The organism is Sphingopyxis bauzanensis (assembly GCF_002205675.1).
Classification (GTDB): domain Bacteria; phylum Pseudomonadota; class Alphaproteobacteria; order Sphingomonadales; family Sphingomonadaceae; genus Sphingopyxis; species Sphingopyxis bauzanensis.
The window spans coordinates 1-9,260 of record NZ_NISK01000011.1 but is presented as its reverse complement, the minus strand read 5'-3'; the positions used below and the strand labels follow the sequence as shown (position 1 = coordinate 9,260).

At 60.9% G+C, this 9,260-nt stretch carries 11 protein-coding genes and 1 pseudogene; 5 read left to right on the top strand and 7 right to left on the bottom strand.

The genetic code is table 11. The features are described from left to right. From CDQ92_RS20455 to CDQ92_RS20445, 3 genes are all read left to right on the top strand, one after another. A partial coding sequence (locus CDQ92_RS20455) for a hypothetical protein (RefSeq protein ID WP_088444117.1) occupies window positions 1–392 on the top strand: 392 nt, incomplete at its 5' end. Further along, window positions 389–898: a sigma-70 family RNA polymerase sigma factor gene (locus CDQ92_RS20450; protein ID WP_144035850.1), complete on the top strand. Its 510-nt coding sequence runs from the start codon at window positions 389–391 to the stop codon at window positions 896–898. The genes CDQ92_RS20455 and CDQ92_RS20450, both read left to right, overlap by 4 nt. A 44-nt stretch (window positions 899–942) precedes the next feature. After that, window positions 943–1,155, top strand: coding sequence for a sigma factor-like helix-turn-helix DNA-binding protein (locus tag CDQ92_RS20445; RefSeq protein ID WP_158213922.1), 213 nt, complete (start codon window positions 943–945; stop codon window positions 1,153–1,155). On the opposite strand, the gene CDQ92_RS20440 is transcribed toward CDQ92_RS20445, so the two are convergent. Then, window positions 1,152–1,406 carry a conjugal transfer protein TraD gene (locus CDQ92_RS20440; protein ID WP_088444119.1) on the bottom strand — a complete coding sequence of 85 codons (255 nt, stop codon included), beginning with the start codon at window positions 1,404–1,406 and terminating at the stop codon, window positions 1,152–1,154. The two genes, CDQ92_RS20445 and CDQ92_RS20440, sit on opposite strands and share 4 nt — an antisense overlap. Window positions 1,407–1,428: 22 nt before the next feature. Continuing rightward, the gene (locus CDQ92_RS20435; RefSeq protein WP_088444115.1) at window positions 1,429–1,734 is read right to left on the bottom strand and encodes a conjugal transfer protein TraD; all 306 of its coding nucleotides are present in this window, start codon (window positions 1,732–1,734) and stop codon (window positions 1,429–1,431) included. A 172-nt stretch (window positions 1,735–1,906) separates the two neighbouring features. Here CDQ92_RS20435 and traA point away from each other — a divergent pair, with 172 nt between their 5' ends. Together traA and CDQ92_RS20425 are read left to right on the top strand one after the other, a co-directional pair. Beyond that, window positions 1,907–4,840: a Ti-type conjugative transfer relaxase TraA gene (gene traA / locus CDQ92_RS20430; protein ID WP_088444118.1), complete on the top strand. Its 2,934-nt coding sequence runs from the start codon at window positions 1,907–1,909 to the stop codon at window positions 4,838–4,840. A gap of 10 nt (window positions 4,841–4,850) precedes the next feature. Continuing rightward, complete coding sequence (locus CDQ92_RS20425) at window positions 4,851–5,558, top strand: DUF6118 family protein (protein WP_144035849.1); 708 nt, start codon at window positions 4,851–4,853, stop codon at window positions 5,556–5,558. A gap of 307 nt (window positions 5,559–5,865) precedes the next feature. Here CDQ92_RS20425 and sciP read toward each other — a convergent pair. The 5 genes and pseudogenes from sciP to CDQ92_RS21255 form a co-directional block, all read right to left on the bottom strand. Next, window positions 5,866–6,132: pseudogene (sciP, locus tag CDQ92_RS20420) on the bottom strand (CtrA inhibitor SciP); the annotation flags it as partial. Between the two features lie 296 nt (window positions 6,133–6,428). Then, a complete protein-coding gene (locus tag CDQ92_RS21000) occupies window positions 6,429–6,941 on the bottom strand; it encodes a hypothetical protein (protein ID WP_144035848.1) in 513 nt (170 codons plus the stop codon). Between the two features lie 359 nt (window positions 6,942–7,300). Next, entirely contained in the window at window positions 7,301–7,753 is a 453-nt protein-coding gene (locus CDQ92_RS20415; RefSeq protein WP_158213921.1) for a TadE/TadG family type IV pilus assembly protein, read from the bottom strand. After that, complete coding sequence (locus CDQ92_RS20410) at window positions 7,750–8,154, bottom strand: TadE/TadG family type IV pilus assembly protein (RefSeq protein ID WP_158213920.1); 405 nt, start codon at window positions 8,152–8,154, stop codon at window positions 7,750–7,752. The genes CDQ92_RS20415 and CDQ92_RS20410 overlap by 4 nt, the downstream gene beginning before the upstream one ends. A gap of 41 nt (window positions 8,155–8,195) precedes the next feature. Further along, on the bottom strand, window positions 8,196–9,260 hold a 1,065-nt coding region (locus CDQ92_RS21255), incomplete at its 5' end, for a hypothetical protein (RefSeq protein ID WP_158213919.1).

Here is a 9,260-nt window from a genome sequence, read left to right as displayed (position 1 = left end):
GCATCCTGCGAAGTTTCTTCGATCCAAATCAGGTGCAGGCGCCCGAGCCGGGCCGGATCAAACGCATCATCCTGATCGGTCCCTACGCGCGGCGATCCTGGTACGAAGACAGTCGGACGATCGACTTTTCCGATTACGAGTTCTGGAGCGTCGTCAATCATCCGCTGTTCACCGACGAACGCTGCTGGCAGCGCGCCCGCGACTTCATCCGCAGCGAGCTTGGCGACCGCTGCGCGGTCGATCTCGAATTCTATTCCAAGTCCGACATCCGCATCGCCAAGGCCGAACGTGACACCTTCATCCTCGACCGGCTCGAGGCGGGCATCACTCTCTACCGCGCGTCGCGTGATGCGCCGCTTGGTGCGCGCGACGGCGGGAGGGCGCGGACATGACGGTCCACACGCCCGTGGCGACGTTCCAGGCCATGCTCCCCGCAGAGCACGCCCGACTGCTGCGCTACTTCAACCGACGTGTTGGCCGCGATGCAGCCCCCGATATGGTGCAGGAAGTGTTCGCGCGCATGTTCGGCAGCGGGACGTTGGACCGGATCGACAATCCGCCCGCCTATCTGACCCGGATCGCGCGCAACCTGTTGATCGATCGCGAACGCCAACAGAGGCGCGACTGCACCGTCTTCTTTCCGCTCGACGAAAACCGCGACGCGGCTTCGCGCGCCGAGCAGACATGGCGGATCGAGGCGGCAGACCTGCTGCGACTGTGCCGGCAAATAGTCCGCGCCATGCCGCCCAAAACGCGGCGCGTCTTCGTGATGCACCGGCTACGCCGCATGACCTACAAACAAATCGCAGAGCAGGTCGGCATCAGCATCGCGACGGTCGAATATCATATGATGCGCGCGCTGGCGCTTTGCCGCGCTGCACTTGCGGAGCAATGGTGATGCGCTGGCGCATTTGGCGACGTCGCGAACCGCGGCGTCGTCCATTGGCGGCACCCGGCGATGTGCGCATCGCGCGCGCCGAGGCCGCCATCGCCGGGTTACCGGAACTCACGCGCGAGGTTTTCTTCATGCACCGCTTCGACGATTTGAGCTACGAGCGCATTGCGCGGCGGCAAGGCATCGACGTCAAAGAGGTCGAGGGCCATATCGCGGCAACGCTGATCGCAGTGCGCTGCGCGCTGAAAGACCTGGATTAGCGGCGCGGCGCATCGCGCGGCGCCGCTGCGGCGGCTTCGCTCTCGAAAGCGCGAGCGCCGCGCTTGCGCCAGAGCGCGGCAGCATGTGCGCCGTCTTCGCCGCGCAATTTGTCAGCCATCCACATAAACGCGCCATAGAGCATCGCGCGATCGTCGTCGGCGAGTTCGACGAGACCCGCCTTCACGACAAGGCCGCCGAGCTCGATCAGGTGGCGTGTGCGCTCGCGGCGCTTGATCTGCCAGTCGCGCATGCCGGTCCGCGCCTGCGCCAGTTCAAGCCGATGCCGCATGGCTGTCATGCGCCGCGTCATTCGCTGCATCGCGATCATGTCGCGCCGCAGCTTTGCGTGCGCCGCGCTGAAAGAAGCTCGCGCCTGCCTTGCGCCAGTCCTCCTTCGCATTTGCGTCTTTCGTCGCGACCGCACCGAGCAACGCGCCGGTCAGCAGTTCGGCATCGAGCGCGTCGGCGCCGGTGGCAATGACGAGTTCGCCGAGCTGGCGAACGCGGCGTTCCTTGAGGGTCTTCGCTTTCGCTTCGAGCGCCTTCAGTTCCGAATCGATATCGCGTGGTTTGCGCATGTCGCATCTCCATGATGGGGTGATGCCCCCATCATAAAGACGCGCCTCCCGATGCGCAGCAAGGTCGTCGGGACAGTCTGGCACAGCCTAGTCCCTCCGCGGATTTTTCCGGGTGAGGGCGCGCTTATACGTCGTGCCGACGTGGCTTTTGAAGTGTAGATGGATGGCCGCAATGGCAATTTTCCACCTCTCGGTCAAAGTCATCAGCCGTGCTGCCGGTCGCAGCGCCGTCGCGGCTGCCGCCTATCGTGCGGCCGAGCGGCTGCACGATGAGCGGCTCGATCGGGCGCATGACTTCACGAACAAGTCTGGCGTCGTGCACAGCGAAGTCCTGTTCCCCGAGAACGCGCCAGACGAATGGCACAATCGAGAGCGGCTGTGGAATGACGTCGAGGCATTCGAGAAACGCAAGGATGCGCAGCTATCGCGCGAAGTAGAGTTCGCGATCCCGCGCGAGATGAACCAGCAACAAGGCATCGAGCTGGCCCGTGACTTCGTGCAACGCGAGTTTGTCGATCACGGCATGGTCGCCGACCTTAATGTCCATTGGGACATCGGCGCCGATGGCCTCGCGAAGCCGCACGCGCATGTGATGCTGACAATGCGCGAGATCGTCGTCGGCGAAGACGGCGAAGCGAGGTTCGGCGCGAAGGTCCGCGACTGGAACCGCACCGAGCTTGTCGAGCAATGGCGCGAACGCTGGGCGAGCCATGTCAATGAACGCCTGGCCGAACTCGACATCGACGCACGCGTCGATCACCGCAGCCTCGCGGCGCAAGGCATCGCGCTTGAACCCCAGGACAAGATCGGCCCCGCGGCTTCGCGCATGGACGGCCGCGGGCTTGAAGCCGAACGCATTGCCGAGCATCGCGAGATCGCCCAGCGCAATGGCGAGCGGATCATCGCCAACCCGCGTATCGCGCTCGACGCGATCACCCACAGCCAGGCGACGTTCACCAACCGCGATCTCGCGATGTTCGCGCACCGCCACAGCGACGGGCGCGAGCAGTTCGATGCCGTCATGGGGGCGGTGCAATCATCGCCCGAGTTAATCGCTCTCGGCCAGGACGGCCGCGGCGAGGATCGGTTCACGTCGCGCGAGATGATCGATACCGAGCAGCGACTGCACCTTTCGGCGGAGCGACTTGCTTTGCGGTCGGATCATGGTCTCCCGGCCGCGTCTTTGCAGAGAGCCGCTGACGCAGCCGGGAGTGTTGGCCTAATGCTTGGTCGTGAGCAGCAGGCCGCGCTCAAGCATATAACGAGGGGCCAGGATCTCGCAATCGTCGTCGGCTATGCCGGAACCGGCAAGAGTGCGATTCTGGGACAGGCACGCGGGGCATGGGAGCACGCCGGACTGGAGGTACGCGGCGCCGCACTGTCGGGCATCGCCGCCGAGGGTCTTGAGAACGGCTCGGGCATTGCGTCACGCACGATCGCCAGCCTCGAACATGGCTGGGCGCAGGGCCGCGATCTGCTCACGGCGCGCAATGTGCTCGTGATCGACGAAGCGGGCATGGTCGGGACGCGGCAGATGGAACGCGTGTTGTCGCATGCCGCCGACGTCGGCGCCAAGGTCGTGCTGGTCGGCGATCCGCAGCAGCTGCAATCGATCGAGGCGGGGGCGGCGTTCCGCGCGATCTACGAGCGACACGGCGGCGCCGAAATCACTGAAGTGCGGCGCCAGCGCGCGGAGTGGCAGCGCGAGGCGACCCGCGCGCTGGCAACGGGCCGCACCGGCGAGGCGATCCGCGCTTACGACGAGGGGGGCATGGTGCACGCCGCGGCATCGCGCGACGCAGCGCGGACCGAGTTGATCGACCGCTGGGATCGCGATCGGCAGGCGCGACCCGGCGACACGCGGATCATCCTCACCCACACCAATGACGAGGTGCGCGCGCTCAACGACGCAGCGCGCGCACGGATGCGCACGGCAGGCGATCTTGGCAACGATGTCGCCGTGAAAGTGGAGCGCGGTGACCGCATGTTCGCGTCTGGTGACCGCATCATCTTCCTGCGCAATGAGCGCAGCCTGGAGGTGAAGAATGGCACGCTTGGGGTCGTCGAACAGGTCGATGCGCGAAGCATGATTGTTCGCACCGGCGATGGGCGATCGGTGGCGTTCGACTTCAAGGATTATGCCCATGTCGATCATGGCTATGCGGCGACGATCCACAAGGCGCAGGGCATGACGGTGGATCGCACCCATGTGCTCGCCACCCCCGGCATAGACAGCCACTCGGCCTATGTCGCGCTGTCGCGGCATCGCAGCGTCGTCGATGTTCATTATGGCCGCGACGACTTCAGGGACCAGGGCAAGTTGATCCGCACCCTGTCGCGCGAGCGCGCAAAGGATATGGCGCAGGATTATGCCAAGGCTGACCCGGCGCGAGCATTTGCCGAGCGGCGCGGGATAGCCTTGCGCGAGCGGATCGTCGAAACCGCGAAAAAGCTTCCCGAGATCGCCCGGCAAGCCCCCGAGAAGGCGCGCAGCATCTTTGCCGGGTTCAAGCCGACTGTTAAGCGGGCGAGCATCGAACCGCGCGATACATCGAGCGCCGATACGCGGCGCGCGGTCGAACGCTATGCCCGCGCGCAAGCCGACATCCACCGCATGCACGCCAAAGACCTGCCGGTGCTGCGGCATCAGTACGATGCGCTCGCACGTGCCGGTGATGCGCTGGGCGCGATTGATCCGCATACGCGGCGCGATCTGGCGTCGGCGTTCGAGCGCCAGCCCGAGTTGGTCGCCCAAGCCGCGCAGGGCAATAGTCAGTCCGCGATCCGCGCGATGAACCGGGAAGCGGACATCCGCATCAATCCCGCGAAACGCGCCGATCGCTTCGTCGACGACTGGCAGAAGCTTCAGCAGCAGCGCAGCCGGTCGCTCTCGCAGGGAAAGCAAAACGTCGCCAACCGGTTCGCTGGCGAGATGGGCGCGATGGCGAAGAGTCTCGAACGCGATGCCCAGGTTGAATCGATCCTGCGCACTCGCAAAGCGGCGCTCGGCATCGACGCACACTCGGTTCGATCAGTCGGGCAGGACCTGGCGACGATCGCCGACCTAGGTCGGGGGCGGTCGCGCGGCATCGGTATCGGCATGTAGGAGAATGAAATTGAACGACAACGAACTCGAAACCGAAGACCCCGCAGCCGCAGCGTTTGCGCGGCTTGAAGGTGAAGTCGCGCTTGTGCGACGGGCAGTCCAGCAGCTTGCCGCGGAAAAGTCGGAAATCCGGATCCCGGACTACACCGATACGCTTGGCGAACTATCGAAACACCTCGGTGCGGCGGAGCGAACGCTGAGAACCATCCTTGCCAAGCCTGCGATGGAGCTGACCCCTGAGGAGATGGCGCGGCGAATCGACGGGGCGGCCCGACAGGCGCGTGACGCTACCGAAAGCGAGATGCAGCGGGCGCAGGTGCGGTTCGACAACGCCGCATATGAACTTCGCGGCACGATATCGACGCTAAGGGCGGCGCATGAGCAGCGCCTTCATCTCATCTGGGCAGCAGGCGGCGGCATTCTCGCGGGGTGCCTGCTCTGGTCGATCCTGCCGGGCGCTTTTGCCAGGGCACTGCCCGAGCGGTGGCAGTTGCCCGAGAAAATGGCTGCCCATATCGTCGGCGCGCCGACAATACGGGAGGGCGGCATACGGCTCATGCAGGCAGGCAGCCCCGAAGCGTATCGGGCGATCTCCGCGGCCGCTGCGATGCGCCACGACAATAAGAACAAGATTGCCGAATGCGAAAAGGCGGCCCTGATAAAAAAGCGCCGGGTGCGTTGCGCTATTTGGGTCCAAGTCGATACTCAGGTCGAGTGACATGACCCGGGGTCTTCGTTGAGGAGCGGGCGGCGGATGGGACCAACAACCGCCGCCCTGATCGACGCCGCTGAGTGGGCAGCGGCACCGAATGGTGGAATGTACCGATAATCGGCTGAAATAGTTAACAAGTTCTTGGCTGCGGCAAACACTTGCACGAACGTCAGGAATGCCCCGGCCGATGGCGGTGTCTCGGTAAGGCGGCGGGTAAAGCACCCGAAAGCGCTCCTAGCCTTAGTTCATCGGCCGCAACGCAGCACCACGCCATTCATCCGATCGCCGGCGAGTCATCTTTTAGGCCATGTTGTCATTCGGGGAAATGTTCACGATAATATTGCATGCGCGTCGCTCGTAGCGCCGGCATGCCCGCGCGATCGAACAATCGCTGCCAGGTTTCCAGTTCCCCCGAACTCATCTGATACCGCGCACAGGGCTCGTTGGGCGTCAACAGACCACCCTTCACAGCGGCTACCACCTGCGCCTTTCGTCGGCTGACCCACCGTGTCGTTGCCGGAGGCGGTAGATTTTCCTTTGTCAGCACCTTATCCTCCGGACGGAGCGTTAACGCCGGACGGCGGCGGGACCACCTGGCTCGCCGCCATCATCTAGCACCGCGAGATACTCATCGATTGCACGCGTTGACAGCTCCGCAGGCGAGCCCTCTTCGCCGCTGGGGAAGTTCTGGCGATTGGCCGCTAAGTTTCGCGAAACACGTGCCCGTGGCCTCGCGACCAGGTTATCGTTGGCTGAATTGGAACACGGCAATTTGGGACGCCGACCTCTGTCCGCGCACGGTTCGCAGCGCCGCGCTGGCGCACATAACGGGAGGCCCGGCGTTTGGCCGAGCCTCCTAGCTTAGGGTTAGCAGTGTCAGCGCAGAAGCGCGGAGATAACCTGCTTGATCACATAGGTCTTGGGATCAACCTGATACACATAGCCATCTGCGTAGCGGTAGGTACCGTTGGTATAACGATCACGATATGCGCTGGGCAGGTAATCGTCGCGGTAGGCGTTAGGTAAACGTTGACCCACCGCCCAACGAGCTTTGGCATGGCCTGGGGGCAGGCACCCATTGTTCTTCTTGGACAAGCCTCGTGGGCAGCTGGTGCCGTAGAGACGGCCGTCGCGGAAATAGCGGCCCTCCGACCAGTAGCCCCGTCCGTCACCGTTGTAGGCGGCGCTGCGGCTGTCCCAGCGATTGTTGCTTCGTGTGTCGCGCTCGTCACGGTTTTCACGAGTTTGTTCGCGATCCCGATTGTCCGCCGAGCGACTATGCTCGGACTTGGGATGTATTTTTCCTGACTTGGAATGGCCGCTCTGGGCCAAGGCGGGGCCGGCGGCGCATAGAGCCCCGAGTGCGGCAAATATTAGTAAATTTTTCATTGTGATATCTCCATCCTGCATTGGCAGGCTAAACAGTCAAACGGCCGGATTGCGGCTAAGTTGCGTGAACAAAATATAACGAGCCGTTCAGGTTCAACACATACCGCCAAGCGAAAGGCGTCATCCCCAACTAGAGCAAATGGCGCCTGGAGTTTCCGCACCCCACTAGACAGTCACAGGCTAGCCGAAGTCCCTAAGGTTGAGTCCCAAAAATGGGATTTTATCACATAAATAACGGGAAGCAGGGAAGATGCGGCCATTTCTTCGTGCACTGACAAGGCAGTGGTCCCCATTTCAATCGCATGACGGGCAGAGGGAGCTGGTCATTACGTCACAAAGCGCCAAAGAGTTGTCCGCCATTAGTCTGGCGAGATGTAAACCATCACCGGCTTTGTGACCGCTATGTCAAACGTTTCGCCCGGCCAAAAGGGAACGAAATTGGGAACATCATAGGAAATCGTCAGATTTATTTGCTTTACTCCTGGAACTGAACTGATGACGGCCGTTTCCGCATCGACATGCAAATTGTCTGTGTTCAGTCCCGATCCCGATTTGACAGCTTGAGCGATCGTTGCCGTTTCAATCTGAGAATCAGTTAGGCTATTTCCGGTCATATATTGGACAACGGTATAACGGCCCATTTCGCCCGACAACGATCGAATAGAATTATAACCGAGCATTAAAAGGCCGACTTGAAAAACTCCGAAAAGCATTGCTAAAAGGACGGGTGCCGCAAACGCAAATTCGACCGCCGCAACTGCACGTCGGTCGGCGGCCAAGCGCCGCAAAATATTATTTGCCAGCTGCTTCATTTGACTTGTACCGAACGGAAAACGCCGAGTTCGACCGGCCCCCCGATGCCAAATGAGGTCCATAACGGAACGTAGGAATCATTGAGGCTGATCGTCACGAATGTGGATTTTTCAACATCCTCGTCGCAATCATGTCCATCGCTCTGAAGTGTCTCTTCGGTCCCGCATTTGATTTTGCGCTCGAGAACTACCTGATCTTCACTCAGCTGGCCCGAAGCCCGCGCGAGATGCGCAAGCGCGATCAATCCGGCATCTCCTGGCTCTTTCGCCATTGATGCGGCGGCGATTTCAGCGGCGACTTCCTGGAGATCAACTTGCCGAGCGACCATGCGCGAGACATCCAGAGCTCCAAGCATCAACAATGCGAGCAGCGGTAAGGCGATCGCGGTCTCGACTACCACGGAACCCCGAGCCTCTCTGCAAAGTCTGTTCAAGAAATGCATCACGACACCAGGTAGACGCGGCCTGTCGCGCGCCCGACGCTGTCGGCCTCCGAAATGGCCTGCCCGGGAGGGCAAAAGCTCCCTAGCGTTCCGTTACCGCTAAGCTTGATTTTATCGGCGACAATCATCAGGCACTGGCTGGTAACCTTGGCCGTTCCTGTCATTTCGACACTGCTCTTCGACAGGTAGAACTTGCCGTTCAAAACCGTTGACGCATTGCCGTTGATCTTGGAATCGCCGCCCTCCGATCCCGGATCTTCAAACACAAGCATTCCAGCAAGTCTCTCGTCGGTTATCCCCATCTGGGCAAGCTGCGACACCGTCGGAGCCGTCAGGGCAATTTCAGCGCCGCCATTGATCTCAACGCTCGCGCCATTCTTGAGGACGAACATGACGCCGGTGCCGACAAAGCTGTGCTGAGCGTTGATTTTCAGGTTGCCGCCGTCAATCACATAAATGCCACTGGCCAGAACCGTGTTGCAACTTGTGTCAATGGCATCATAGGTGCCTGGCAGAAGTGAGGCTGAGACGACTTTTCCCTGTCCCTTGCCCGAGGTGGTGCAATCATAATCGCGCGGCGTCGAATTATCTGGTGCCACGAAATCCTTGAACGGATCGACCAGGCCATCCACCTTTTCGTGAATCTGGTCATCGGTATTTTCGGCAATCCAATCGTCAACGGTTCCCGCTGTCACAAAGAACCCTGCATCAACGGAAGGATTGCCGTTAACAGTGATCGCATCGTCGGCATCAGAAAGCGCGGCGATGCCGCATGAAATTGATATATCGGAAGAGCCGCCCAATACGATAGTTCCCGTTTCATGTTCATTAGTTGCAATTAAACAACTAGAAAACAAAGATGGCTTGTCGAATGTTGCTTGAGCTCGTGCGTTAATTGTCACAGCTTTTGACATAAATATTTGACTGAATGGCAGACTGCGCGATGCTTTTACTTCAACGATTACACTGTTATTTTGGTTATCGCCAAAATTCGCAATCCGGATGTGTGGCGAGCTATTGAATGTGACAATCTGACGATTCCCATTAAATTCTGACAGCGCGCG